The 24,502-nt window shown below is 71.4% G+C and carries 23 protein-coding genes; 12 read left to right on the top strand and 11 right to left on the bottom strand.

What is annotated here, in order from left to right:
- The first annotated feature begins 10 nt into the window (after positions 1–10).
- On the top strand, positions 11–994 hold the full coding sequence (gene bla / locus SROS_RS27500; protein ID WP_012892191.1) for a class A beta-lactamase: 984 nt from the start codon (positions 11–13) through the stop codon (positions 992–994).
- A 111-nt stretch (positions 995–1,105) separates the two neighbouring features.
- Here the strand turns inward: bla and menC are convergent, their stop codons facing one another.
- The 4 genes from menC to SROS_RS27480 form a co-directional block, all read right to left on the bottom strand.
- On the bottom strand, positions 1,106–2,206 hold the full coding sequence (gene menC, locus SROS_RS27495; RefSeq protein WP_012892190.1) for an o-succinylbenzoate synthase: 1,101 nt from the start codon (positions 2,204–2,206) through the stop codon (positions 1,106–1,108).
- A 187-nt stretch (positions 2,207–2,393) separates the two neighbouring features.
- On the bottom strand, positions 2,394–3,215 hold the full coding sequence (locus tag SROS_RS27490) for a hypothetical protein (RefSeq protein ID WP_012892189.1): 822 nt from the start codon (positions 3,213–3,215) through the stop codon (positions 2,394–2,396).
- Positions 3,212–4,429, bottom strand: a complete 1,218-nt coding sequence (locus tag SROS_RS27485; protein ID WP_012892188.1) for a M20/M25/M40 family metallo-hydrolase — start codon at positions 4,427–4,429, stop codon at positions 3,212–3,214. Before SROS_RS27485 ends, SROS_RS27490 begins: the two co-directional genes overlap by 4 nt.
- A complete protein-coding gene (locus tag SROS_RS27480) occupies positions 4,426–5,463 on the bottom strand; it encodes a dipeptidase (protein ID WP_012892187.1) in 1,038 nt (345 codons plus the stop codon). The genes SROS_RS27485 and SROS_RS27480 overlap by 4 nt, the downstream gene beginning before the upstream one ends.
- Positions 5,464–5,770: 307 nt before the next feature.
- Between SROS_RS27480 and SROS_RS27475 the strand changes: the two genes are divergently transcribed.
- From SROS_RS27475 to SROS_RS27450, 6 genes are read left to right on the top strand one after another with little or no spacing between them, the layout of a single operon-like run.
- Positions 5,771–7,594, top strand: a complete 1,824-nt coding sequence (locus SROS_RS27475; RefSeq protein WP_012892186.1) for an ABC transporter substrate-binding protein — start codon at positions 5,771–5,773, stop codon at positions 7,592–7,594.
- Between the two features lie 3 nt (positions 7,595–7,597).
- On the top strand, positions 7,598–8,605 hold the full coding sequence (locus SROS_RS27470) for an ABC transporter permease (RefSeq protein WP_043653081.1): 1,008 nt from the start codon (positions 7,598–7,600) through the stop codon (positions 8,603–8,605).
- Complete coding sequence (locus SROS_RS27465) at positions 8,602–9,504, top strand: ABC transporter permease (RefSeq protein WP_012892184.1); 903 nt, start codon at positions 8,602–8,604, stop codon at positions 9,502–9,504. The genes SROS_RS27470 and SROS_RS27465 overlap by 4 nt, the downstream gene beginning before the upstream one ends.
- A gap of 3 nt (positions 9,505–9,507) precedes the next feature.
- Positions 9,508–10,599, top strand: a complete 1,092-nt coding sequence (locus SROS_RS27460) for an ABC transporter ATP-binding protein (protein ID WP_012892183.1) — start codon at positions 9,508–9,510, stop codon at positions 10,597–10,599.
- Positions 10,596–11,606 (top strand): ABC transporter ATP-binding protein, encoded by a 1,011-nt coding sequence (locus SROS_RS27455; RefSeq protein ID WP_012892182.1) that lies wholly within the window; start codon positions 10,596–10,598, stop codon positions 11,604–11,606. Before SROS_RS27460 ends, SROS_RS27455 begins: the two co-directional genes overlap by 4 nt.
- A gap of 5 nt (positions 11,607–11,611) precedes the next feature.
- Positions 11,612–12,481, top strand: a complete 870-nt coding sequence (locus SROS_RS27450; RefSeq protein ID WP_012892181.1) for a GNAT family N-acetyltransferase — start codon at positions 11,612–11,614, stop codon at positions 12,479–12,481.
- 10 nt (positions 12,482–12,491) lie between these two features.
- Here SROS_RS27450 and SROS_RS27445 read toward each other — a convergent pair whose 3' ends face one another.
- Entirely contained in the window at positions 12,492–13,637 is a 1,146-nt protein-coding gene (locus tag SROS_RS27445; protein ID WP_012892180.1) for an exo-beta-N-acetylmuramidase NamZ family protein, read from the bottom strand.
- A gap of 67 nt (positions 13,638–13,704) precedes the next feature.
- Here SROS_RS27445 and murQ point away from each other — a divergent pair, with 67 nt between their 5' ends.
- Both murQ and SROS_RS27435 read left to right on the top strand, forming a co-directional pair.
- Complete coding sequence (gene murQ, locus SROS_RS27440) at positions 13,705–14,622, top strand: N-acetylmuramic acid 6-phosphate etherase (protein ID WP_012892179.1); 918 nt, start codon at positions 13,705–13,707, stop codon at positions 14,620–14,622.
- Positions 14,615–15,862: a serine hydrolase domain-containing protein gene (locus SROS_RS27435; protein ID WP_012892178.1), complete on the top strand. Its 1,248-nt coding sequence runs from the start codon at positions 14,615–14,617 to the stop codon at positions 15,860–15,862. The genes murQ and SROS_RS27435 overlap by 8 nt, the downstream gene beginning before the upstream one ends.
- Before the next feature lie 136 nt (positions 15,863–15,998).
- Here the strand turns inward: SROS_RS27435 and SROS_RS27430 are convergent, their stop codons facing one another.
- The 4 genes from SROS_RS27430 to SROS_RS27415 form a co-directional block, all read right to left on the bottom strand.
- Entirely contained in the window at positions 15,999–16,793 is a 795-nt protein-coding gene (locus SROS_RS27430; protein ID WP_012892177.1) for a hypothetical protein, read from the bottom strand.
- Positions 16,793–17,302 (bottom strand): SigE family RNA polymerase sigma factor, encoded by a 510-nt coding sequence (locus SROS_RS27425; RefSeq protein WP_012892176.1) that lies wholly within the window; start codon positions 17,300–17,302, stop codon positions 16,793–16,795. The genes SROS_RS27430 and SROS_RS27425 overlap by 1 nt, the downstream gene beginning before the upstream one ends.
- Positions 17,303–17,787: 485 nt before the next feature.
- Complete coding sequence (locus SROS_RS27420) at positions 17,788–18,768, bottom strand: aldo/keto reductase (protein WP_012892175.1); 981 nt, start codon at positions 18,766–18,768, stop codon at positions 17,788–17,790.
- Positions 18,756–19,682, bottom strand: coding sequence for an EamA family transporter (locus SROS_RS27415; RefSeq protein WP_012892174.1), 927 nt, complete (start codon positions 19,680–19,682; stop codon positions 18,756–18,758). The genes SROS_RS27420 and SROS_RS27415 overlap by 13 nt, the downstream gene beginning before the upstream one ends.
- A 34-nt stretch (positions 19,683–19,716) precedes the next feature.
- On the opposite strand from SROS_RS27415, the gene SROS_RS27410 reads away from it, so the two are divergent.
- Positions 19,717–20,199 carry an Lrp/AsnC family transcriptional regulator gene (locus SROS_RS27410; protein ID WP_012892173.1) on the top strand — a complete coding sequence of 161 codons (483 nt, stop codon included), beginning with the start codon at positions 19,717–19,719 and terminating at the stop codon, positions 20,197–20,199.
- A 444-nt stretch (positions 20,200–20,643) separates the two neighbouring features.
- On the opposite strand, the gene SROS_RS27405 is transcribed toward SROS_RS27410, so the two are convergent.
- Entirely contained in the window at positions 20,644–21,546 is a 903-nt protein-coding gene (locus SROS_RS27405; RefSeq protein ID WP_012892172.1) for a DUF8094 domain-containing protein, read from the bottom strand.
- Positions 21,547–21,924: 378 nt separating this feature from the next.
- Here SROS_RS27405 and SROS_RS27400 point away from each other — a divergent pair, with 378 nt between their 5' ends.
- Both SROS_RS27400 and SROS_RS27395 read left to right on the top strand, forming a co-directional pair.
- Entirely contained in the window at positions 21,925–22,128 is a 204-nt protein-coding gene (locus SROS_RS27400) for a hypothetical protein (protein ID WP_012892171.1), read from the top strand.
- Positions 22,129–22,159: 31 nt separating this feature from the next.
- Entirely contained in the window at positions 22,160–23,551 is a 1,392-nt protein-coding gene (locus SROS_RS27395; RefSeq protein ID WP_043653068.1) for a nitronate monooxygenase, read from the top strand.
- Between the two features lie 43 nt (positions 23,552–23,594).
- On the opposite strand, the gene SROS_RS27390 is transcribed toward SROS_RS27395, so the two are convergent.
- The gene (locus tag SROS_RS27390) at positions 23,595–24,494 is read right to left on the bottom strand and encodes a MurR/RpiR family transcriptional regulator (protein ID WP_012892169.1); all 900 of its coding nucleotides are present in this window, start codon (positions 24,492–24,494) and stop codon (positions 23,595–23,597) included.
- Positions 24,495–24,502: the final 8 nt, after the last annotated feature.

Here is a 24,502-nt window from a genome sequence, read left to right as displayed (position 1 = left end):
AGGCATTCCCATGCCCACTCAGCTCATTCGACGTGCCCCGCTGTCGGCGCTGGCCTCGCTCGTGCTCATCCCTCTGACGGGTGCCGTCGCGACCGGTCACGCGTCCGCCGCTCCGGCCGCGACGCCACTGACGGCGACGCCGACGCCGGCGGCGGCACCGGCGACAGCGATGCAGGCGGCGCCGGACGGAGCCCGGGCCAGGAAGGAGCTGCGCACGCTGGAGGCGTCCTTCAAGGGCCGCATCGGCGCGTACGCCGTCGACACCGCCACCGGGAAGACGATCACGTACCGGTCGGGCGAGCGTTTCCCGCTGCTGTCCACCTTCAAGGCGATCGCGGCGGCGGCCGTGCTGCACAAGGCCCGCACCTCCGACCCCGGCCTGCTGAACAAGGTCGTGCACTGGACGACCGCCGAGCTGCAGGAGCATTCCCCGGTCACCGGGAAGCACGTGAAGGACGGGATGACCGTCGCCCGGCTGTGCGAGGCGGCCATCACCCGAAGTGACAACACCGCGGCCAACATGCTGCTGAAGCAGATCGGCGGCCCTGCCGGGCTGACCGCGTACTTCCATACGCTGAAGGATCCGGTCTCCCGCCTGGACCGGTGGGAGACCGAGCTCAACAACTGGAGCCCCAAGGAGAAGCGGGACACCACGACGCCCGCGTCGATGGGCCGTGACCTGCGTGCGGTCACGACAGGTGACGCCCTCGACGCCAGGGACCGGGAGCGGCTGAACGCCTGGCTGACAGCGAACAAGACCGGGGACGCCCGCATCCGCGCGGGCCTGCCCAAGACCTGGACGGTCGGTGACAAGACCGGTACGAACTCGAAGTACGGGGCCGGGAACGACATCGCGGTCGTCTGGCCCGGAAAGTCGGCCGCCCCCATCATCATGTCGATCTACACCAACCGCGGGGCCGCAGACGCCGCCGTCGACGACAAAGTCATCGCGGACACCGCCGCCATCCTCGCCCGCGCCCTCGGCAAGCTCTGATGCCGCACGGGAGGGGATCGAAGATCGTACGTCTCCTCCGATGGGGAGGCGATCCGGGCGCCGGGCGCCGCCGCGGCCCTCAACGGGTGGTGTGATCGCCCTGGTCGGCCGTCAGAGGGTGATCCATTCGGTGGAGGTGGTGACCTCGTCCAGGATGCCGGGGACGGGGTCGACGCCGATGCCGGGGCCGGTGGGGACGTCGAGGTGGCCGTCGCGCAGTTCGAACGGTGTGGTGATGTCGGTGGCGTAGTAGCGGCGGGAGGCGGAGGTGTCGCCGGGCAGGGTGAAGCCGGGCAGGGCGGCCAGGGCGAGGTTGGCGGCGCGGCCGATGCCGGTCTCCAGCATGCCTCCGCACCACAGGGCGACGCCGTGGGCGCGGGCCAGGTCGTGGATGCGGCGGGCCTCGAGGTAGCCGCCGATCCGGCCGGGTTTGACGTTGATGATCGAGCAGGCGCCCAGGGTGATGGCGGCGGCGGCGTGCTCGGCCGACTCGATGGACTCGTCCAGGCAGATCGGGGTCTTCAACAGCGTCGCGAGCCGGGCGTGCTGGACCATGTCGTCGTTGGCGAGGGGCTGTTCGATGAGCAGCAGGCCGAAGTCGTCGAGCTTGGCCAGGTGGGGGGCGTCGGCGAGGGTGTAGGCGGCGTTGGCGTCGACCTGCAGCAGGAGGTCGTCGCCGAAGCGTTCGCGCACCGCGCGGACGGGGGCCAGGTCCCAGCCGGGTTCGATCTTCAGTTTGATCCGGACGTAGCCCTCGTCGAGGTAGCCGCCGACGGCGTCGAGCAGCTGGGGGACGGAGTCCATGATGCCCACCGACACCCCGCACGGCACCCGGTCGGCGGAGGCGCCCAGGAAGGAGGCCAGGGGCTGGCCGCCGGCGCGGAGCTGGGCGTCCAGGACGGCGGTCTCCAGGGCGGCCTTGGCCATCCGGTGGCCCTTGAACGGTTCCAGTGCCCGGTGCACGCGGTGGGCGTCGGGGTGGGCGGGCAGGGCGGGGATGAGGAAGCGGCGCAGCACCTCGGCGGCGCCGTCGACGTATTCGGAGGAGTAGAGCGGCTGTGACATGGCCACGCACTCGGCCCAGCCCTCGGAGTCGGGGGTGACGACCCGCACGAGCAACACGTCGCGTTCGCTCTCGGTGCCGAACGAGGTGCGGAAGGGGGCGACCAGCGGCATCGCGATCCGCCGCAGTTCGATTCCAGTGATCTTCATTATGGTGTGCGGCCTCCGCCGCGTCTCCCTCCGATAGCGCCGCCGGTCAGGCGGCCCGTTACAGGATGTCGCGCGGCTCGCGCCGCGTCCTTCCGAGCGCTCCGCCGGCCGGGCGGCCCGCTCGGGGTGGTCTCATGGCCCGTGCCGGGCCTTTCGCCGATCGAGCCGATCGAGCCGATCGAGCCGATCAAGCGGTCCGCTCCACGACGTAGCAGGATCTGCCCTGGAACCCGGTGACCTGGGCGCCTTCCTCCATCAACCCGCCCAGCACGTCGCGTACGGCGTGGCGCCAGGCCTTGGCCGCGCCGGGGTCGGCGCGGCGCAGCGTCTCGATGTCGGCGGGGACCGCGACCAGTACCGTGCGGGCGTCGGTCCGCCCGGCGACCGGGCGGCCGTCGCGTTCGGCCAGGGCGGTTACCGCGTCCGGCGGGATCTGCGGCCGGTGCGGTTCGCCCCGGACGGCGGCCAGCACCCGCGGCTCCGTCAGCCGCCAGACGGCGAGCGTCCGGTCGGACTCGTCGCCGGTGTTGATGGCGTCCGCCATGACGCCGTAGAAGGAGGGCAGGTACTCCTCGGGGCGGGCGCCGAGTTTGACCAGGTTGAAGTGGGCGTTGCGCCGTACCAGCGGGTCGTAGGTCCAGGTGATGCGCTCCAGGCCCCGTTCCAGTGCCCAGGCGCGCTGGTGGAGTTTGAGCGCGAAGCCGATGCCGCGCCCGATGGAGGCGCCGGTGACGTGGGAGTGCAGCACCTGTCCGGCCGGGGCGGCCAGGAAACCGACCGACGCGCCGACCAGGCGGCCGCCCTCGTAGGCGCCGGCCACGTAGTTGCCCGCGTGCGACAGCGCCCGCATGAGCTCGACGGTGATGGGCGCGCTGCCCGGGTCGGGGCGCCAGATGTCGTCGAACAGCCGGAAGACCTCCTCCAGCTCCTCGATGGAGTGCAGTTCGCGCAGCTCCACGCCGCTCACCCGGACGCCGCCCGGACCGGGCCGGTCAGCGGCGCCGATCATCCGAGCACCGCCCGGATCAGGCCGGTCAGCAGTGCCGTACGGCCGGGCATCTCGGCCACGACCACGTGCTCGTGTGCGGCATGGGCGCCGCCGCCCACCGCGCCCAGCCCGTCGAGGGTGGGGCAGCCGGCTCCGGCGGTGTAGTTGCCGTCGGAGGCTCCGCCCACTCCGACGCCGGAGAGGGGGGCGAGCCCGAGGCCGGCGGCGATCCGCTGGGCCAGGGCGAACAGCCCGGCCGACGAGGTCTCCTCCAGGGGAGGGCGGTTCGGCCCTCCCAGGACCTCCAGCCGGGTCCCGGCGAGCCGGGGGGACAGGGCCCTCATCAGCTCGTCCACCCGCTCCTGCGCGGCGAGGGTGGGCACCCGCACGTCCACCTCCACGCGGGCCAGCGCGGGCACGGTGTTGGTCGTGGTGCCCCCGGACAGCACGGTCGGGGTGACGGTGACCGGTCCGAGGCCGCCCGGTCCGCCGGGCGCCGCCGCGGCGGACGGCGTCCCCGGTGCCGCGGGGCCCGGGGGAAGGGGCAGTCCGCGCGCGGCCGCGGGTGAGGTCTCCGCCGCCGGCACGCCTGGACGGCCACCGTTCACCCGGTCGGCGATCCCGGCGAGGGCGAGGATCTGGTGGGCCAGCTCGATCCCGGCGTTGGCGCCCCTCTCGGGCTCCAGGCCTGCGTGCGCGGCCCTGCCGTGCACCACGAGCTCGTAGATCGACGTGCCCTTGCGCGCGGTCTTGAGCGCGCCGCCGTCGGCGCCGGCCTCCAGCACGAACGCGGCCGCGCAGCCGCGCGCCGACTCCTCGATCAGCGCGCGCGAGGACGGTGAGCCGACCTCCTCGTCCCCGGTGACCAGCAGGCACACCCCTTCCGGCGACGGCAGCGCGGCCAGCGCGTGGAAGGCCTGCACCAGCCCGGCCTTCATGTCGAACACCCCGGGCCCGCGGGCGATCCCGTCCACCAGCGACCAGGGATGTTCGGCGAGCGTCCCGATCGGCCAGACGGTGTCGTGGTGGCCGACCAGCAGGACCCGGGGCGTGCCGAAGGTCCACCGCAGGTGGGTGACCCCGTCGATCACGATCGTCTCGGGGCGCGCGCCGAGCCTGCGCAGCCCCTGGTCGGCGACCACCCGGGCGCTGCGGGCCACCGCCTCGTGGTCGGCGGAGAACGACTCGCACGAGACGAGCTCCTCCAGGTCCCCGAGCATGACGTCCAGGTTCATCGTGGTCGTCCCAGCTCGGCGCGGAACAGCCGCAGGACGTTGCCACCGAGGATCTTGACGATGTCGTCCTCCGGGACGCCCCGCCCGGCCAGCGCCTCGGTTACCAGCGGCAGGCCGCGCGGCCCGTCGAGTCCCGGCAGGACGGCCAGGGGGTCGATATCGCCGTACCCGAGGTCCTCGCAGCACGGCGGGGTGAGGTCGTTCATGACCTCGCGGACGAAGTCGGGTCCGAGGCCGACGTGGTCGATCCCGCCCACCTGTGCGACGTGCTCGATGTGGTCCACCAATCGTTCCACGGTGAACTCCGAGGGGTTCTCCGACAGGAAGCTCGGCACGAAGTTGACGCAGACGACGCCGCCGGTGGCGGCGACGGCGCGGATCTGGTCGTCGGTGAGGTTGCGGTGGTGGTCGCGCAGGGCCCGCGCCGAGGAGTGGGTCGCCATCACCGGCCGGGTGGACAGCTCCAGCACGTGCCCCACCCCGGAGGCGCTCAGGTGCGAGATGTCGAAGATCATGCCGAGGCGTTCCATCTCCCGGACCGCCTCCACCCCGGCCGCGGTGAGCCTGCTGGCGGTGGCGTCCTCGCCGCTGCCGTCGGCCAGGGCGGTGCGGCCCCAGTGCGCGATCGAGGCGATCCGCACGCCCAGCCGGTACAGGGTGGGCAGCAGTTCGACGCTGGCGTCCAGGCCGGGGGCGCTCTCCAGTGCCAGGACCAGGGCGATCCTGCCCTCGCCGAGCGCCTGGTCGATCTGGGTGCCGTCCAGGCAGAGCCGTACCGTGTCGGCGTTGCCCTCGGCCAGGGTGTGGGCGCACTCGATCATGCGCAGGGTCTGCCGGAGGGCTCCCTCGGGCCGGTACTGGTCGTCGATGAAGACCGGCAGCACCTGCACGTTCACCCCGCCCTCGTGGAGCTGGGGCAGCCAGCGCTCGCGGAAGAACGACGCCCAGCGTTGGGGCGGACGCGCGGTGACCGCCATCAGCAGGTCGTTGTGGGTGTCCGCGACGACGGCGCGGTGGTGGAGCTCAACGGACACGTGCCAGCCCTCCGATGCGTGATTACCGCGACGGTATGACAGGTCGGGGGTGTGGGAATTCGTCCGGTTTTCCTAAGAGCGGTGAGGTTGTTCGTCCATTCGACCAAGATCGCTTCTTCCGCCCGCGCCGCCGGGGCGATCGGGGCGGATCGGTATGGAGGCGGCGCGGATGGCCGGCGGATGAACGATGAAGGAAAGTTACAGGATCCTCACAACGTATGGAGATTATTGACGCGGCTCCTCGGCCGACCGTAGGGTCCGGACAACCCCGGGTTCCCGGCCTCGAAAGATCCCCACGGAGCGGTTCATGAAGCGACTAGCAGCTGTAGCGGCGTTGCTCGGCCTCGCCGCCGTCACGGCGTGCAGCGGCAGTACCGGAGACAAGCCCGCCGCCAGCGGCGGCAGCGGCGGCAGCGGCGGCGGTCTCTACACCACGATCGACGGACTCAAGCCCGGCCTCGACGTCAACGGGCCGATCAACCCGTGGAACCCCAAGGGCAACGCGTTCGTCGGGCTCAACGCCATGCGGATCGCCTGGTCGAAGAACCACATGACCGACCCGAACCAGTTCTACCCGGGCATCGCGGAGAGCTGGGAGATCGCGCCGGACAACTCCTCGATCACGCTGCACCTGCACCCGGACAACAAGTGGTCCGACGGCAAGCCGGTCACCGCCGAGGACGTGAAGTTCTCCATCGCCCTGGCCTACACGCAGGGCAGCACCGCCTTCGCGATCGACCCGGGCGCGGCGGGCGCAGCCTCCGAGGTCGAGGTGGTCGACGACAAGACCGTCAAGATCACCCAGGACATGGACAACCCCAGCGTCACGTTCGTGCGCGGCGTCATGGACAGCTACATCGTGCCCCAGCACGTCTGGAGCAGCGTGCTGACCGCCGATTTCTGGGACAAGCTGAAGGCCGCCCGCGGCGAGGGTGCCGAGGCCGAGAAGGCCCGCGAGGAGATCACCGCGCTGTCGGAGAAGGTCCTCGCCTTCGCCCCGCCCAAGGACGTCTCCGCCGGCCCGTTCACGCTGGAGCGGATGAACCCGAGCGAGGCGCTGCTGGTCAAGAACAAGAACTTCTACAACGCCGCGAACGTCGGGCCCGACCAGGTCAAGCTGCTCAACTACACCGGCAACGAGCAGATCTGGAACTACCTCATCGCCGGCAAGCTCGACAACGCGCCGTTCACCGCCGTGCCCGCCGACGTGATGAAGCGCATCAGCAGCACCCCGGGCAACGGGGTGATCAAGGGCTACTCGCCGGTGTCGCTGGGCATGGCCTTCAACCAGGCCAAGAAGCCCTACGACAACGTGCACGTGCGGCGCGGCCTGGCCTACCTGATCAACCGGGACGAGATCACCAAGATCGCCTCGCCGGAGGGCGGCACCCCGGCGCTCACCACCACCGGTATCCACCAGAAGCCCGCCGCGGAGTGGCTCGGCGCCGACCTCGCCACGCTGGAGCCGTACAAGCTCGACGCGGCCAAGGCCGAGGAGGAGTTCAAGAAGGCGGGCCTGAAGAAGGACGGCGGCAAGTGGACGCTGCCCGACGGCACGCCGTGGAAGTTCACCGTCAACGTCCCGGCGCCGTTCTCCGACTGGATCTCCGGCGCCAAGGCGATCACCAGCCAGCTCACCGAGGCGGGGATCGACGCCGAGGTCGTGACCACCGCCGACTACCCGCTGTACCTCAAGGAGATCGCCGAGGGCAAGTATGACGTCGGGTTCTGGCTGATCGCGCTCGGCCCCGCGCCGTACAACATCTACCAGCGCCTCTACGGTGCCTCCAACGGGTGGTCCATCCTCGGCGGCAAGATCAAGCACGCCGAGCCCGGCAAGAACGGCAACTGGATGGGCGGCCCGGAGACCATCGAGGTCGACGGGGCCAAGGTCAACCCCGGTGAGCTCACCGCCAAGCTGAACTCCGCCTCCGGCGACGAGCAGAAGAAGATCATCGGCCAGCTCGCCAAGGCGGCCAACCAGGACCTGCCGGTGGTCCAGCTCTGGGACTACGTCAACACCCAGTTCGTCAACACCAACCGCTTCTCCGGCTTCCCCGAGAACGACAGCGACCTGCTCCGCCAGCCCTCCGGCGTGTGGATCCAGCTCGGCATGGTCAAGAAGCAGTAACGCATGACGATGTTCGCACGAAGGCTCGCGGGCCATCTGGCCCGCGGGCTCGTCATGATTCTGGTCGTCACCACGGTCAGCTTCTTCGTCATCAGAAGCGTCCCCGGCGACCCCATGGCCGCCCGGTACGAGAAGCTGGTCGAGCAGGGCATGTCCCCCGGCGCGGCGCAGCGGGCCGTCGAGGTCCTCTACGGCTTCGCGCCGACCGGCGGCCTGTGGCAGCAGTACGTCGACTACATGTCCGGCCTGCTCCGCCTGGACCTGGGCCAGTCGCTGCTGGTGCCGGGCGTGAGCGTGTCGACCGTGCTGTTCTCGGCCGCCAAATGGACCGTTCTCCCCGTGCTGGCGGGCACGCTGCTGAGCTTCCTGATCGGCGTCGTCATGGGGGTCTACGCCGCCATCAGGCGCTCGGGCAGGCTCGGCGACATCCTCGCCATCTCAGGGTCGCTGCTGCACGGCGTCCCCCAGTACGTGCTCGCCCTGCTGCTGGGCGCCGTCTTCACGACGCTGCTGCCGATCCTGCCCACGAGCGGCACGGCGGACATCATGTTCGAGCCGGGCTTCAACGCCGGATACATCGGCTCGCTCATCGAGTACGCCACGCTGCCGGTCCTCACCTACGCGCTCGCCTCCTACGGAGGCTGGATCCTGGCGATGAAGTCGAGCGTGGTCACCGTCCTCGGCGACGACTTCATCCTCGCTGCCGAGCTGCGCGGCATCAAGCGCGGCATCGTCTTCCGCTACGTGGCGCGCAACGCGATCCTGCCGCTGTTCACCATCCTTGCCCTCTCGCTGGGCATGCTGTTCGGCGGCGCGATCTTCATCGAGCGGATCTTCAACTACCCCGGCCTGGGGCTGATGCTCATCGACGGCATCAACAACCGTGACTACGCCCTGATGGGCGGGGCGTTCCTGCTGATCACCGCGGCGATCATCGTCGCCAACATCGTGGCGGACCTGTTCTACACCGTGATCGACCCGCGGGTGCGGAGCGGAGAGGGGGCCGCATGACGGCACCGGTCATCGCGGCGGGCGGCGGTCGCGCGGCCCTGCGGCGAAACTTCTGGCGCGGCGTCTGGCGCGTGCTGAAGCGCAAGCCCAGCCGCATGGTCGGCATGGTCATCGTGCTGGGGTTCGCGTTCATGGGCGCCTTCGGGCCGATGTTCTATCCCGACCCGCTGCCCCGCGACACCGCCGCCCTGTACGCGCCGCCGAGCTGGGCACACCCCTTCGGCACCGACTTCGAGGGCACCGACGTGCTCTCGCTGCTGGTCACCGGATCGCGGTACGTCCTGCTGACCGCCCTGGTCACCGCGGTCATCACGGTGGTGCTCGGCGCCGCGATCGGGCTCTTCGCCGGGTTCCGTCGCGGGCGCTGGGACACCGTGCTCATGCGGATCACCGACATGAAGCTGACCATCCCCGGACTGCCGCTGCTGCTGGTGCTGTCGACCATCTGGAAGTTCACCAGCGCCTTCGAGATGGGCCTGGTGCTCGGGCTGCTCGGCTGGGGCGGCGTCGCCCGGGCCGTGCGCTCGCAGACCCTGTCCCTGCGCGAGCGCGGCTTCATCGAGGCGGCGCGGGGGCTCGGCCTGTCCACGACGCACATCATCGGCAGGGAACTGCTGCCCAGCATGGCCCCCTTCATCGCGATGAACATGCTCATCGCCGTCACCGGCGCCGTCTACGCGCAGGTGGGCCTGTTCTTCCTGGGAGTGCTGCCGTTCGAGGCCAACAACTGGGGCGTGATGCTCAACCTCGCCGTGTTCGGGGGCGGCGCGATGTCCTCGCCCGCCGCGCTGCCGTACCTGATGGCGCCGCTGCTGGCGATCCTGCTGCTCACCCTGGGCATCGTGCTCGTCGTCGACGCCATGGACGAGATCTTCAACCCCCGGTTGCGTGAGGAGTAACGGGTGTCTGTGACCCCTGAGAAGAAGGCGCCGGGAGTACGCGTCAGCGGCCTGTCGGTCGTCTACCGGACACAGGCCGGGGAGCTTCCCGCGATCTCCGGGATCGACCTGGACCTCGTGCCCGGGACGATCACCGGCGTGGTCGGCGAGTCCGGCTCCGGAAAGTCCACCCTGGCACTGTCGCTGCTCAACGCCGTCCAGCCGCCTGGCAGGATCAGCGCGGGCAGCGTGGAGATCGACGGTCTCGGCGACGTCGTGAAGCTGAGGGGGGAGGAGCTGCGCAAGGCACGAGGACGGCACATCGGATACGTCTTCCAGGCCGCGCAGAACTCCCTCAACCCCCTCAAGACCGTCGGCAAGCAACTGCTCGACCTGGGCCGCTCGCACGACGTGGCGGATCTGCGCGGGCTGGTCAGGGAGGCCAAGGACCTGCTCGGCCGGATGGGCATGGACGGCGCGCGCGTCCTCGACTCCCACCAGCACGAGCTGTCCGGCGGGATGCGCCAGCGGGTCGGCATCATGCTCGCGCTGGTGCTCAACGCCCACCTCGTCGTGCTGGACGAGCCCACGACCGCGCTCGACATGATCACTCAGGCGACGATCCTGCGGATCGTCCGCGAGGTCCACGAGGAACGCGGGCTCACCACGCTGGTCATCACCCACGACCTCGGCGTGGTGGCCGAGGTCGCCGACCGGCTGGCCGTCATGTACGGCGGGCAGGTGGTGGAGCAGGGCCCGACCATGGAGGTGCTGAGCGCGCCCCGCCACCCCTACACCCAGGGCCTGCTGCAGGCCATCCCGCGCCTGGTGGGCGACATCGACGAGGCCAGGGCCCTGCCGGGCCGGCCGCCGACGCTGGGCACGATCCCGGTGCGGGGGTGCGTGTTCAGAGACCGGTGCGTCCTGCGCATGGACGTCTGCGAGACGGAGAAGCCGCCGGTCGTCTCCTTCGGCACGTCGATCGCGCTCTGCCACGCGGTCGAGGCCGCGGGCCGGGACGGGCGGGCGGGCAGCCCGCGAGCCGGAGAGATCCAGGAAGTCGTGGGAGCGCAGGGCGCCACCGGGGTACATGAAGTGCGGGGGGAGCAGTCGTGATCACGGGGAAGAACATCACCAAGACCTTCAGGCAGCGGGGCGGCGTGCTCGCCGGCCGGGAGGTGCGGGCGCTGCGCGGCGTCGACTTCGCCATCGAGAAGGGCGGGGCGGCCTCGTTCATCGGTGAGTCCGGCTGCGGCAAGACGACGCTGGGACGGATCATCGCCGGTCTGGAGACCCACGACTCCGGTGAGATCACCATCGACGGCACCCCCATGTCGCCGCTCAAGCCCCGCCACAGGGAGCCGTACTTCCGCCGGATCCAGCTCATCCACCAGGACCCGTACTCCGCGCTCAACCCGACCCGCACGATCCACCAGACGCTGAACGCGCCCCTGGTCCTGCGGGCCCGGCAGACCGGCCGTCCGCGGTCATGGGTGGACGAGAGGGCCGAGGAGCTGCTGGCCCTGGTCGGGCTCGACCCGGCCTACGTGCTGCCGCGCTACCCCCACCAGCTCTCCGGCGGGATGCGCCAGCGCGTCGTGATCGCCCGCGCGCTCACCGTGGACCCCGACATGCTCGTCGCCGACGAGGCCGTCTCCATGATCGACGTGTCGCTCCGGCTGGGCATCCTGGCGCTGCTGAAGGACCTGCGCGAGCGGCTCGGGGTGAGCGTGCTGTTCATCACCCACGACGTGGCGACCGCGCGCTACATCGGCGACGACGGCGAGCTCTACGTCATCTACCGCGGGCAGGTCGTCGAGCGGGGCCACGTGGAGACGATCATCTCCGCCCCCGTCCACCCCTACACGCAGTCGCTGCTGTCGGCCATCCCGGTGCTGCACGGCCTGGAGCAGCCGGGGGAGCAGCGGGTGGTGCCCACCGAGGCGCTGGACGAGAGCCACCACGACGCGGGCTGCCTGTTCGCACGGCGCTGCCCGTTCCGCACCGAGCGCTGCGAGTCCGAGCTCCCGGTGCTCGGCCACGGTGAGGGCACCCCTCAGGAGCACGCCTGCCTCCACCCCGAGCGCCGCAGCGTCGTCGCCACGCCCATCGGGCGGGGGTGACGGGCATGGGGGGAATCCGTGAGGCCGTCGCCGCCGACGCCGCCGCGATCGGCGAGGTCGCCGGGGCCGCGCTCGTCCTGGACGCCGCGGAGGCGCCGCGCCTGGTGGCCCGGCTCTCCGACCCGCCCCCGGACCGCCGCTGGACGGCACTGGTGACGGGCGACCTCGACGCCGTGCTGTTCGCCTCGATGTCGACGCGTGACGGGTCCGTCGGGCACATCGACCTGCTGGCCGTGGATCCCGCAGCCCAGGGCCGGGGTCGCGGGCGCGCCCTGGTGGCCGCGGCCGAGGAGTGGCTGCGGGCCCAAGGGGCGGCCGAGGCCCGCTTCGCCGGCAACCCGCCCTGCTACGCCTGGCCGGGCATCGACGTGCGCTCCACCGCGGCGGCCTGCCTGGCCGAGAGCCGGGGCTACGAGCGCTACAACGTCGCCTGGAACATGACCGCCGACCTCTCCGTCGACCTGTCCACGGAGGCCGACCTCCTGCGGCTGGCGGACAGGGGCGTCACCGTGCGGGCGGCCGGTCCCGGCGACCGCGCCGCCGTGCTCGACTTCGTCAGGGAGCAGTGGAACGAGAACTGGGCGTGGGAGGCGGAGCAGGCGAGCGGCTGCCACTACGCCTCCCGGGACGGGCGGATCCTCGGGTTCGCCGCCTGGGGGGCCAGGCCCGCCTGGTTCGGCCCGATGGGCACCGCCCCGGCCGCGCGGGGTCTCGGCGTCGGCCGGGTGCTGCTCCGCCGCTGCCTGGCCGAGCAGCGGGACGCGGGCCAGGCGAGCGCGCAGATCTCCTGGGTGGGGCCGCTCGGCTTCTACTCCCGGGCGGTCGGCGCGCACGCCGAGCGGGTCTTCTGGCTCTACCGCCGCGACCTGCGGTGACGCTCTGATGTCACCGGTAGAGCAGCGTCCCGCCGTCCAGCCAGGCCTCCGGGTGGCGGGGAGGCGGGCACAGGTCCGCCGGGTCCTCGCCGGCGTCCAGGCGGTGGCGGAGCGAATCCGAGCCCCAGAGCAGATCCATGAAGTACGGCTCGCCGTTCTCGCCGCCGTGCCAGGCGAGGTCCTCCGGATGGAGCGTGCGGGCCAGGTGCAGCATCGACAGGGCGGTCAGCACGGGCCGGAATGCCCGCCGGTCGTGCACGTGGAGCTGGACCCCCCGCACGGCCACGCCGGCGTGCTTGTGGAAGGTCGGGGTGAACCAGGTGTCGCGGAAGCGCACGCCCGGCAGGCCCAGGCCGTTCAGCCCGGCGGCGAACCGGCCGTCGAGGTAGGGGGCGCCGATCAGCTCGAACGGCCTGGTGGTGCCGCGCCCCTCCGACAGGTTCGTGCCCTCGAACAGGCCGGTGCCCGGATAGACCAGCGCGGTCTCCCCGGTGGGCATGTTCACCGAGGGCATCACCCAGGGCAGGCCGGTGGCCTCGAAGGGCATGTCGCGCCGCCAGCCCTCCGCGGTGATCACCCGCAGGTCGGCGCCGATCGTACGGTTGACGGAGAGGGCGAGCTCGCCGGCGGTGAGGCCGTGCCGTACCGGGACGGCCGCCCGGCCCACGAAGCTGGCGTACGCCGGGTCGAGCAGCGGCCCCTCCGCGACGGTCCCGCCGAGGGGGTTGGGCCGGTCGAGTACGGCGAAGCGCAGCCCCAGCCGCGCGGCCGACGCGATGAGGTCGTACATCGTCCAGACGTAGGTGTAGAAGCGCGTGCCGATGTCGGAGATGTCGAAGACGAGGGTGTCGACCCCGGAGGACGCCACGAGGTCGTCCAGCGCGTGGCCGTCCCTGTCGTAGGTGTCGAAGACCGGCAGCCCGGTCGACGGGTCCAGGCTTTCCCGCTCGCCGGAGCCCGCCTGCGCGGTGCCGCGCATCCCGTGCTCGGGACTGAACAGTGCCGTCAGCGGCACTCCCGCCGCGCGCAGCGCCGTGGCGCCGGGCGTCAGGTCGGGCAGGACGCCGGTCGGGTTGGTGATCAGGCCGACTCGGTCGCCCTTGAGGAGTCCGGGGTCGGCGACCAGTCGCTCGATTCCGGTGCGTACGTGAGACATGGCTCCATTGTCCGAAGAAAATTTGCATAATAGAAGTACGGGATGAAAATTAGCGACATGGGGCGACATGATTGATCCACTCGCAAGCCTGTCCACCGAGCAGAGCGATCCGCGTTACAGCGACATCGACCGGCTCTCCACCGAGCAGGTGGCCCGGCTGATGAACGCGGCCGACGTCACGGTGCCCGCGGCGGTGGCCGTGGAGATCCCGGCCATCTCGGCCGCGGTCGACGCGATCGTCACCCGCATGCGGGCCGGCGGGCGCCTGTTCTACGTGGGCGCGGGAACGTCGGGCCGGCTGGCCGTACTGGACGCCTCCGAGTGCCCGCCGACCTTCGGCACCGACCCGGAGCTGGTGCAGGGCATCATCGCGGGCGGCGAGCCCGCGCTGACCCGTTCGGTCGAGGGCGCGGAGGACGACGACGAGGCCGGGGCCGCGGCGATCGCCGACCGGCAGGTGGGCGCGCTCGACTCGGTGGTAGGCGTCTCCGCCAGCGGCCGGGCGCCGTTCGTGCTCGGCGCGCTCGCGGAGGCCGGCCGGCGCGGCGCCCTGACCGCGGGACTGTCGTGCAACGCCGGCGCCCCGCTCTCCGACGCGGCGCTGCACCCGATCGAGGTGATCGTCGGCCCGGAGGTGGTGACCGGCTCGACCAGGCTCAAGGCCGGGACCGCGCAGAAGCTGGTCCTCAACATGATCTCCACGATCGCGATGGTGAGGCTGGGCCGGACCTACGGCAACACCATGATCGAGGTGTCGGCGATGAACTCCAAGCTCGCCGACCGGGCCACGCGGATGGTCGGCGACATCACCGGTGCCGACCTCTCCGTCGCCCGTCCCGCGCTGGAGGCGGCCGGATGGCACGTGAAGGTCGCGGTGCTGATGATCGAGCGCGGTCTCGGCCCGGACGACGCCCGGGACCTGCTGCGGGTCCACGGCGACCGCCTGGAGTCGGCGCTCGCCGCGGAGAAGGTCCAGGGTGCCTGACAGCCCCGGTGAGGCCTTCGGGCGCGCCGGGCCGGGCCCGGAGGACGGGCGCGCCGGCCGCGTCGGCGGCTCCGGCGGGCCGGGCGTGGTGGACGGGCCCGGCGGCCGGATCGGCGGAGCCGGGGAGACGGGCGGGCCGGCCGAGGGGCCGGGCGGGCGCGGCGCGTCCGGCGGCTCGGCCACACTGGCCGCGATCCTGGCGGCGGCGGTGCCTGCGGTGTGCTCGGCGGCGGTCGCCGTGATCGCCGTGGACGGGACCACGGTCGCCGCCGCGGCTCGGGGAGAGCTCGTGCGGTACGCGGGCGCCTCCGGGGCGCTCCTGGCCGACCGCCCGGCGGTCCGCCGCGACTCGATCTTCGACCTCGCCTCGCTCACCAAGCTCTACACGACGGCCGTCATCCTGTCACTGGCCGAGGAAGGCCGCCTCGGCCTGGACGAGCCGGTCACGACCTGGCTGCCCGGCGGGCCGGCGGGGGCGACGCCGCGGCACCTGCTCACCCATACGGCGGGCCTGCCGCCCGGCCACCGGGCACACGAGGAGATCCCCGGTGACGGGCCCGAGGTCCTCGCCGCCCGCCTGGAGCGCATCGTCTCGACACCGCCGCTGCGTCCGCCAGGCGCGTCCCACCTGTACTCCGACGTCGGCATGATCATGGCGGGCCGGGTGGCGGAGATCGCCGGGGGAGCGCCCCTGGACGAGCTTCTCCGCGCCCGGGTCACCGGCCTGCTCGGCCTGGCCGACACCGGTTACCGGCCCCCGCCGTCGCTGCGCCCCCGGATCGCCGCCACCGAGGAGAAGCCCGAGCGGGCCGGATCCGGATGCGTGCGGGGCGAGGTCCACGACGAGACCGCCCACGGCCTGGGCGGGGTCGCCGGGCACGCCGGGATCTTCTCCACGGCCGACGACGTGGTGCGCTTCGCCGAGGCGCTCCGCACCGGCGGAGCCCCGATCCTGCGCCCGGACACGGTCGCCGAGATGACCCGCGACCAGGGCGCCGGGGGCGCGGACTTCGGCCAGGGCCTGGGAGTGCGGATCGGCGACCCCGCCGTCGTCGGCCCGCTGGCCTCCGCCTACGGTCACTCCGGCTTCACCGGCACCGCGCTGGTCGTCGATCCCGGGCTGGCCCTGACCGCCGTCCTGCTGACCAACAACGTCCACCCGCTCCGCGGCCGCGCGGGCATCCGCGACCTGCGCCACGCCGTCGCCGCGGAGGCTCTGAGGCTGGCGCGGGCCGCGTGACGGGGGTCGAAGTGCAGCGGAACGGAAACGTACGCCAAGTCCGTTCTCACAGGTCAACCATGACGGCTTGGAACTCCTGCAGCTCCGGCCAGGGGCAGAGTACGCGGCCTGGTCGCAGGACACCGGGGTTTGAGCGTCAGCCGTGTCGGATCCGCTGAAGGGTCTTCCCGTTCGCGTCAGTGAAGACAAGCGCTGCCGTTGTGACGTCGGAAGGGAATTTCACAGCCCAGACCCCGAACCCCGCTCCGACGCTCCGCGCGACGCTTCCGGTGATTTTGCGCCCATCCATGGTGACCGCCATGATCCCGTGAACCTCGGTCCTGGCGATGCCGAAGAAGATCTTTCCGAGGGCGTTCACGCGCTCCTGTTCATCAATGAGCCTGCGCAGTTGCTCCGCGGTGGCATCGGGATGGAGGGCTCGCACCTGCTTCGCGTCCAGAATGCCCGAGGTAGAGCCCTGCGTGCGAGCGAACTCCTTGGCATTGAGCGGAGGAAACCCGGCGCAGGTAGCGCCGTTCGAAATCCACGCGTTGCACAGGACGACACCTTCCGGGCCTGCGGTCGACCGTCGGCCCAGCCACATCCAGATCGGTATCTCCGGCATGGAGGCGATCTTCCCGACGGGTGGGTACTTCTCCTTCAACTTCTTGAACCCCGCACCGGACGGCTCCGTTTCGGCCACGGCAGACGCCCCGGTGGGCACGGCACCGGTGGGCACGGCTACGGCAACCCCATCGCGCTGTCCCGGCTGCGGGAGAGCGAGCCAGGTCACTGTGGCGGCCAGGCACACCGACAGCGCCGAGATCGCAGCGGCGCCTACCCGGCGGCGACGGCGTATCGCGCGTCCGGCGGCGATGGCCTGGTCCACCCGCACCGACATGGGCGGCTGCTCCTGGTGTGCCAGCCCGTCGAACAGGTTCCTGGTGTCCATCAGCACTCCTCCTTATGCGCTACACGAGTGTCCTGCGCGCCGAGTACCGAGCGCAGGGTGGCCAAGCCGCGGGCGGTCTGGCTTTTGACGGTTCCGGTGGAGCAGCCGAGTGTGCGGGCGGTCTGCTCGACACTCAGGTCGCAGTGAAAACGCAGCACGAGGGTTACACGCTGGCGCGGCGGAACTGCGGCCAGTGCGCGGCGCAGGTCCATGGCCGTGTCGCGGTCGCTGCCCTCGAAGGAGGAATGGGGCAGCGTGGAGGTCAGCCGTACCCGGGAGAACCAGCCTCCTCGCTGCTCGGCGAGAAAGACCCGGATCAGGATCACCCGGACGTAGGCGTCGAGGTCGTCGGCCAGGCGCGCGTGGCGCCACTTGACGTACAGCCTTGTGATCGCCGTCTGCACCAGATCGTCGGCACGGTGCCAGTCCTGGCACAGCGGGTAGGCGATCTGCCGCAACCATGGCAGCCGCCCACTTACATAGGCGGTGTACTCCTCATCGAGGCTCATCGGTCTCCAAGAAAGATAGCTTCACAGAGAAGAGATGCGTCGAGCCCGTTCAGGGGTTGCATCGAGGGTCGATCGGTGAACGGGATGACAGGGGGAGTCGTCATGGCTCCTGGAACCGGACTGGCCTTGTGTCGTGGGTTGCGTCCACGGGAGTGGTGTACGAGTTTGGCCTGGTGACAGGCATGGCGCCGTGAAATGAGGACGGCCGTCGAGTGATCCGATGGCCTCCCGGAGCTCGGTCGCGCCCCGTGTCGCCTGGTGCCAGCGGGCGACCGGCTCGGCGTGCCGGCGCCACGGGGTGACTGGCGCCGCGCCCTGCCTCCACTCCTCGAAGTCGCTGCCGTCACTCCAGGCGTCGTCTCCGTCGACGGCGGCCGCAGTGGCGGGGAAACATCACAAATTAAGGATCAGTGGGCAACATGTGAGCTGGGCGCGAGTGCGGATGCTCACATGGCCTGCCCTCGAACGGCGGCGCAGCGACCCCTTCACGAGTGCCCGATGATCTGGTGTGGCCGGTAGGGGGCCTCCAGGCGGGCCGTCTCCTCTCCGCTCAGGGACACATCCACTGCCGCGATCGCGTCGTCCAGATGACCCACCTTGGTCGCCCCGACTACCGGCGCGCTCACGCCAGACCTCCCGAGCAGCCATGCGAGCGCGAGCTGCGCCGGAGGCAGGCCTCGTTCGTCAGCGACCGCACGCACCATGTCGACGACGTCGAAGTCCGCGTCCTCGTACATGCTGTCGGCCAGCTCGTCGCTGTCGGATCGGACAGTACGCCGCCGGCCGTCGCGCCGGCGGCTCCCGGTGAGCAGTCCGCGTGCCAGTGGGCTCCACGGGATGACGCCCACCCCCTGGTCCAGGCAGAGCGGGATCATCTCCCGTTCCTCCTCCCGGTACACGAGGTTGTAGTGGTTCTGCACCGACACGAACCTGGTCCAGCCGGCCGTCTGAGCAGTGTGCTGCGCTTTGGCGAACTGCCAGGCGTACATGCTGGAGGCCCCGATGTAACGTGCCTTGCCGGCCCGCACCACGTCGTGCAGGGCCTCCATGGTCTCCTCTATCGGTGTCTCGTGGTCCCAGCGGTGGATCTGGTAAAGATCGACGTAGTCCGTTCCGAGCCTGGTCAGCGAGGCGTCGATGGCGGCCAGCACGTGCTTGCGGGACAGCCCTCGGTCGTTCGGGCCCGGCCCCATCGGGAAGTAGACCTTCGTGGCGAGAACGTAGTCGTCGCGGCGCGCGAAGAGCTTGCTGAGCAGCCGCCCGGTGATCTCCTCGCTCGCGCCGTCGGAGTACATGTCGGCGGTGTCGAAGAACATCACACCGGCCTCGGCCGCGCGCCGCACGATCGGCTCGGCCGCGTCCTCGCGCAGCAGCCACTCCCAGGAACGGGGATCGCCGTAACTCATCATGCCCAGGCAGATCCGGGAGACCTTCAGCCCCGACGAGCCCAGCTTCACATATCGCATTCCGTCTTGCCTTCCTGTGGGAGTGTTACTTTCTCTTCGGTTGGAGGAGTCCGAAGCTCGCGATGGAGAGCGACCGAGAGCACCACGAGCCCGACTCCGGCGAGCTCGGCGAGTGAGGGGAACTGCCGGAGCACCACGATGCCGATCACCGTTGCCGTGGCGGGGAGTAGCGCCACCAGCAGCGCGTACGTGGAACGGGCCATGCGTGCCATGGCGAGTTGATCGCACACGTACGGGATCACAGACGAACAGATCCCCACCCCGATCCCTGCGGCGAGCGTGACCGGGTCGATCACTGCGGGAGCGGCCTGCCAAATGCCCGTCGGCGTGACGAACACACAGGCGACGAGCATGGCGGCGGCCAGCCCGTCGATGCCGCTGACGTCGCGCAGACGCCGAGCCGTACGGTGGGCCAGCACGATGTAGGCGGCGAACAGCACCGCGTTGGCGAAGGCGAACACCAACCCCAGCGGGTCCCCGGCCGGCCTGATGCCGGTCAGCACGTAGACACCGCCGACGGCCGCTACGAGTGCCACGAGGTTACGTGCCGTACGGGCGCCGAGCGCGGCCAGCACGATGACCGGCAGAAACTCGATCGCGGCGACGGTTCCCAGGGGCACGCGGGCGATCGCCAGGTAGAAACAGACGTTCATGGCCGCGAGCACCACGCCCCAGGCGATGATCGTACGACGCCCCTCGGCGTCGAGCCGGGCGAAGGTCCGCCAGGGGCGGCGCCAGAGCGCGAAAACGAGTGCGGCGCTCCAGATCCTCAGTGCCGCGACCCCGAGTGGGGCGAGCCTGGCGAACAGGAGCACGGCGAAAGCCGGGCCGAGGTAGTGGAAGACGGCGCTCCCGATGAAGTAGGTCCACGGAGGCGCCGCGGAGAGGACGGCGCGAGGGCCGGTGGGCGGCATGACCCCATCGTCGGCCAGGCCGTAATTTAGGAGAATGGCGAATCGAAAGATCAGACCCGAGCGGGCACACGAACCCAAGGGAATGGACGCCCTCGACCTTCGTATTCTCGCCGAGCTGCAGGTCGACGCCAGAGTGAGCTTCGCCGAGCTGGGCCGCCGGGTCGGTCTGTCGGCCCCCGCGGTGGCCGACCGGGTGCAGCGGCTGGAGGAGACGGGAGTGATCACCGGCTATCGCGCCGAGGTCGACCCGCGGGCCCTGGGCTTTCCGGTCACAGTGATGGTTCGGATCCGTCCGGCGATCCGGGAACTGCAACGCATCTCCAAGATCGCCCAGGAGGTTCCCCAGATCGTCGAGTGCTACAGAATGACCGGCGACGACTGCTTCTACTTCACGATGCACCTGCGGGCGGTCGACGAGCTCGAACCGATCCTCGACCTGTTCACCCCGTACGGTCACACGACCACGTCTCTCATCCACACCGCGCCCGTGCCGCGCCGCCCCCTGCCTCTGGAGTGAGACTCCGGCCCGCCTTCCGATTCGCCTTGCGGACTTCGGCGCGGTCTCCCGGGTGGGGCCGAGGGCGGGAACCGGCTCCAGGGGTGCGACCGGGCCACGCTCGCCGGACGCCTGGGGATCCGCCCCTCGAACCCCCGGGGCCCGCCCTCCCGGGACGGCGGGCCCCACGCGGCGCCGGAGGCCCCGGGGTTCAGGTGACGGGCAGTGCGCTGGCGAGCAGGACGACCCCGGCAGCACCCGGCCGCGCTGGTCGGTCTCCAGCATGCGGCGTGCCAGGGGCAGCACCACCAGTGACACCGTGAGCTGCCCGCCGACCCACAGCGCCGCCGACAGCACGTGCAGGAAGCGCACCAGGTTCGGCACCGGTCCGGGGGCCGGGCCACGGCGGCTCTCCTCCGACGCTTGGTTCGCAGGCGGCGGTGCCGGTCCCTGCCCGGCACGGGTCTAGGCGTACCAGTCCCCGGCGAGCTCCTGGATCGCCTTGCCGCCCCGGGGGACGAATCCGCCGATGGTGAGGACCTGGAAGATCGCCTTCGGCGGGTTGAGCAGGCTGAAGACGTAGAACGACCCGCCGTCCCGGGTGCGGAAGCCGTAGGAGGCGGTGAACGAGCTGAAAGACGCGTACAGGCCCTTGGAGACCCTGGGATGGGCGAGGCGGCTGTAGTTGTCCTTGGCCAGCCGGTAGCCGCGCGTTCCTCCCCGCTTGTCCGTGGAGTTGTTCCAGAAGGCCATGTACTCCAGGGCGATGGCCGTGCCGTCCACGCGCGGCGCGGCGGCGACGTATCCCTCGGCGTCCAGCTGCGGCGCGGGTATCCGCTGCCCGTAGTGGAGCGGGGACTTGGCGGCCAGCTTGAAGGACTCGCCCTCCGGCCGCCAGAAGGCCAGGACGTGTGGCCGGTCCTGTCCCCGGTAGGTCGCCTGGAGGATGAACCACTCGCCGCCGGGCGGCTGCCGGCGGGGCACGTAGTACGTCTGCCTGCCGGTCAGCCGGATCGGCTTGCGGATCTTGCCCTTGTCGCCGTCCTCCACATGGCCCTGGTCGAGGACGACCTCGTGCCGGGTGCCGTCCCAGAACAGCTCGTCCCTCTTGGACGCGTCGTCCCACCAGTCGCGGTCCTTGACCGTCCTGTTGTGCTCGGCCACCCAGGACGCGGCGGCCTTCTTGGCGTCTGGGACGGTGAGCCGGACGCTCTCGGCCGAGGGGGAGGGGGCCGGCGTGGGTGCCGTGCCGGACGGAGAGGGGGAGGCCGTCCCGGGCGGGGCGGGCGGCTGGGCGAAGGGGCTGGACACGAGGCCGCAGCCGGTGAGGCCTGCTGCCAGGACGGCGATGAGCGGTGCCTTTCGCACGGTGTCTAACCCCTTCGGTTATTGCGACGTGCTTTATTACGACAAACGACAACGCAACAGACCGTACCGGACAGCCTGGCGGGCGTGATCACGAGCACGGCATGGTCGCCGGCGACCCGATGGGAGGCGGGCGCCCGGCCAGGTCACCGCCCTGCCGGATCCGGGGGGCGACGGGAGCGCCGGGCGCGGGATGGGCGTGGCGCCGCCGGCCCCGGCTCAGATGTGGGGCTCGCCTCCGGCGGAGCCGGAATGTGACCGTAGGGCCTGCCGATTCGGGACTTTGGCCACTGGGTGAGGGCGTCTCCGGGGCGCTTGGATCGCAGATGCATCCAGACACCGGCGGAGCCTTGACGCTCCGCCGTCCAGAAGGGCGTTGCCTTGGTGGTTTCCCATGAGTTCACCGGCGTCTTCCGCGCGGAGCATCGCGAGACCCGCGACCCGTCGCCCTCGTCGATCGGCGCCTTCCGGACGGCCGGCGCCACGAGGGGGAACGCCGGCGCCCGCGCCGCCCGCGAGGCCGTCCGGGCGAAGGAGCTCGCCCTGCTCGCCTGGGCCGGTACGGTCCGAGCCCGACGTGTCTGAGGCCCGGCCGCCCCTTCTCATCCAGGGCGGGATGGGGGTCGGCGTGTCCGGGTGGCGGCTGGCGCGGGCCGTCGCCCGGACCGGACAGCTCGGCGTGGTGTCCGGGACGGCACTGGACGTCGTGCTGGCCAGGCGGCTGCAAGGCGGAGATCCGGGCGGGCACCTGCGCAGGGCGCTGGCACGCTTTCCGGCCCCCGAGGTCGCCGAACGGGTCCTGTCCCGGTATTTCGTCCCCGGCGGCGCCGGGGACGGCCTGCCGTACCGGCCGGTGCCCCGGCTCGGCCTGCGCTCGCACCGGGTCCGGGACGAGCTCACGGTGGTCGCGAACTTCGCCGAGGTGTTCCTCGCGAAGGAGGGGCACGAGGGCCCGATCGGGATCAACTATCTGGAGAAGATCCAGATGGCCACGCCCGCCGCCGTCTACGGAGCGATGCTCGCCGGTGCCGACTACGTGCTGATGGGGGCGGGCATCCCCTCGGAGATCCCGCGGCTGCTCGACGCGCTCGCCGCGCACCGGCCGGCGCGGATATCGGTCGCGGTGGCGGAGGCCGACGCGGAGGACCGCCACACCGTCGGCATCGACCCGGTGGCGCTGCTCGGCCGCACGCCCGGACCGCTGGAGCGGCCCCGGCTGCTGGCCATCGTCTCCTCGCACGTCCTGGCCGCCTACCTCGCCCGCTCCCCGCAGACCCGTCCGGACGGGTTCGTGCTGGAGTCGCCGGTGGCCGGCGGGCACAGTGCGCCGCCCCGGGGCAGGATGCGGCTCGACGCCGTCGGCGAGCCGGTCTACGGCCCGCGCGACGAGGTCGACACCGGCAAGATCGCCGCGCTCGGGCTGCCGTTCTGGCTGGCGGGCGGCTACGCGACCCCGGACGGGCTGGTACGGGCCGTGCGGGCCGGGGCCGCCGGGATCCAGCTGGGGACGGCCTTCGCGCTGTGCCGGGAGTCGGGCCTGGACGACACGCTCAGGCGGCGCCTGCTCGGGCGCGCGTCAAGCGGGGGCCTGGAGGTCCGCAACGACCCGCGCGCCTCGCCGGCGGGCTTCCCCTTCAAGATCGCTGAGCTGCCGGGAACCCTGTCCGGCCCGGACGTCTACGGCGACCGCCCCCGCCTGTGCGACCTGGGCCACCTGCGCACGCCGTACCGCAAGGAGGACGGCGCGGTCGGCTACCGCTGCCCCGCCGAGCCGGTCGACACGCACGTCCGCAAGGGCCGGCCCGTCGAGGACACCGTGGAGCGCCGCTGCCTGTGCAACGGGCTGCTGTCCGCCATCGGCCTCGGGCAGCGCCGCCCGGACGGCTACCGGGAGCCCCCGCTGCTCACCCTCGGCCAGGATCTCGGGTTCCTCGACGAGCTGCCGGAGGACTACTCGGCCGCCGACGTCGTCGACCACATCCTCTCCGGGGTGAGGAGCGCGGGCTGAGGGGACCCGGCCGGGTCCCCTCAGGCTCACGGGCGGAGGCCGTTCAGGAGGGCTTGTTGCGGCGGCGGGTGTCGGCCATGAACTCGTCGAGCGCGCCCCTGGTGGCCCGCAGCGCCGCGTCCGAGGTCTCGAACGTCCGCTGGGCGATGCCGACGAAGATGCAGTCCACGATCAGGAGCTGGCTGATCCGGCTGGCCAGCGCTCCGGGGCGGAAGGCCGTCTCCCGGCCCGCCGAGACCAGGACGTGCTCGGCCAGCTCGGCCAGGGAGGAACGCGGGTTGTTGGTGATCGCCACCGTGGTCGCGCCCGCCTTGCGGGCGACCCGCATGGGCGCGATCACGTCGGGGGTCTCGCCGGTGCAGCTCACCCCCACCGTGACGTCGCCCTCCCCGAGCAGCGCCGCGCTGGTCAGGGCGAGATGGGCGTCGGTGAAGGCATGGCTGGAGCGGCCGATCCGCATCAGCTTCTGCGCCATGTCGGCCGCCACGAGACCGGAGGCGCCGACCCCGTAGACGTCCACCCGGCGGGCGGCGGTCATGGCCTCGACCACCGCGCCCAGCCGGTCGGGGTTGAGCTGGGCGGCGGTGTCGGCCAGCGCCTCGGACTCGGCCCTGGTCACCTTCGCGATCACGTCGGTGAGCGGGTCGTCGGGCCCCAGATCGCCGGGGACGAGCCGTTCGGGCTCCTCCCTGGCCACCGCGGCGGCCAGGGCGAAGCGCAGCTGGGAGTAGCCGGCGAAGCCGAGGGCTCTGGCGGTGCGCACGATCGTGGCCTCGCTCGTCCCGGAGACCGCGCTGAACTCGGTGATGGTGCTGCGAGCCACCATCCCGGGGTCGTCGAGGATGAGCCGGGCGATGGCCTGGGCTGCGGGGGTGAGTGAGGGCAGAACCGCCCTCACGGTGGCCACCAGGTTCACGGGTGTGGGGCCGTCTTGGTCGTTCATGCGGGCAC

Origin of the sequence: Streptosporangium roseum DSM 43021, assembly GCF_000024865.1 — a bacterium.
Taxonomy (GTDB): domain Bacteria; phylum Actinomycetota; class Actinomycetes; order Streptosporangiales; family Streptosporangiaceae; genus Streptosporangium; species Streptosporangium roseum.
The sequence above is the reverse complement of the archived record's forward strand: the minus strand, read 5'-3'. Positions and strand labels throughout refer to the sequence as shown.

Excerpts from the sequence above, each read along its gene's own strand:
- bla (WP_012892191.1), top strand. The coding sequence starts at position 11 with ATGCCCACTCAGCTCATTCGACGTGCCCCGCTGTCGGCGCTGGCCTCG.
- menC (WP_012892190.1), bottom strand. The coding sequence starts at position 2,206 with ATGAAGATCACTGGAATCGAACTGCGGCGGATCGCGATGCCGCTGGTC.
- SROS_RS27490 (WP_012892189.1), bottom strand. The coding sequence starts at position 3,215 with ATGATCGGCGCCGCTGACCGGCCCGGTCCGGGCGGCGTCCGGGTGAGC.
- SROS_RS27485 (WP_012892188.1), bottom strand. The coding sequence starts at position 4,429 with ATGAACCTGGACGTCATGCTCGGGGACCTGGAGGAGCTCGTCTCGTGC.
- SROS_RS27475 (WP_012892186.1), top strand. The coding sequence starts at position 5,771 with ATGAAGCGACTAGCAGCTGTAGCGGCGTTGCTCGGCCTCGCCGCCGTC.
- SROS_RS27470 (WP_043653081.1), top strand. The coding sequence starts at position 7,598 with ATGACGATGTTCGCACGAAGGCTCGCGGGCCATCTGGCCCGCGGGCTC.
- SROS_RS27465 (WP_012892184.1), top strand. The coding sequence starts at position 8,602 with ATGACGGCACCGGTCATCGCGGCGGGCGGCGGTCGCGCGGCCCTGCGG.
- SROS_RS27450 (WP_012892181.1), top strand. The coding sequence starts at position 11,612 with ATGGGGGGAATCCGTGAGGCCGTCGCCGCCGACGCCGCCGCGATCGGC.
- SROS_RS27445 (WP_012892180.1), bottom strand. The coding sequence starts at position 13,637 with ATGTCTCACGTACGCACCGGAATCGAGCGACTGGTCGCCGACCCCGGA.
- murQ (WP_012892179.1), top strand. The coding sequence starts at position 13,705 with ATGATTGATCCACTCGCAAGCCTGTCCACCGAGCAGAGCGATCCGCGT.
- SROS_RS27430 (WP_012892177.1), bottom strand. The coding sequence starts at position 16,793 with ATGGACACCAGGAACCTGTTCGACGGGCTGGCACACCAGGAGCAGCCG.
- SROS_RS27425 (WP_012892176.1), bottom strand. The coding sequence starts at position 17,302 with ATGAGCCTCGATGAGGAGTACACCGCCTATGTAAGTGGGCGGCTGCCA.
- SROS_RS27420 (WP_012892175.1), bottom strand. The coding sequence starts at position 18,768 with ATGCGATATGTGAAGCTGGGCTCGTCGGGGCTGAAGGTCTCCCGGATC.
- SROS_RS27415 (WP_012892174.1), bottom strand. The coding sequence starts at position 19,682 with ATGCCGCCCACCGGCCCTCGCGCCGTCCTCTCCGCGGCGCCTCCGTGG.
- SROS_RS27410 (WP_012892173.1), top strand. The coding sequence starts at position 19,717 with ATGGCGAATCGAAAGATCAGACCCGAGCGGGCACACGAACCCAAGGGA.
- SROS_RS27395 (WP_043653068.1), top strand. The coding sequence starts at position 22,160 with ATGGGGGTCGGCGTGTCCGGGTGGCGGCTGGCGCGGGCCGTCGCCCGG.
- SROS_RS27390 (WP_012892169.1), bottom strand. The coding sequence starts at position 24,494 with ATGAACGACCAAGACGGCCCCACACCCGTGAACCTGGTGGCCACCGTG.